Here is a 224-nt window from a genome sequence, read left to right as displayed (position 1 = left end):
GACAATGCTGTGCTGATTGTACGTCAGGACTGGACTGATGTACGGGCAACAAACGATGCTTCCGACACCATCCGTCAGACGGGCGTTGATTTCACAGGCTTTATTCTAAACGCTTTTTTCAGAGAAAATTTGTGGAATTCGTTTCCGGAGCACTCTTATTACGGCTACAGCAGAAACGATGACAGCGGGGAGGTGTAAGGATGGCAGAGAAAAATGGATATCAA

1 protein-coding gene is annotated in these 224 nt (G+C 46.4%); it reads left to right on the top strand.

The window, feature by feature from the left end; all coding sequences use genetic code 11:
- Positions 1-198 (top strand): hypothetical protein (locus HJV72_RS19080; protein ID WP_208073450.1); only part of this gene is annotated, 198 nt, incomplete at its 5' end.
- Between the last annotated feature and the right edge of the window lie 26 nt (positions 199-224).

This window comes from Extibacter sp. GGCC_0201, assembly GCF_017566055.1.
In the GTDB taxonomy this organism is placed as follows: Bacteria; Bacillota; Clostridia; order Lachnospirales; family Lachnospiraceae; genus Extibacter.
This window is presented reverse-complemented; position numbering and strand designations above follow the sequence as displayed.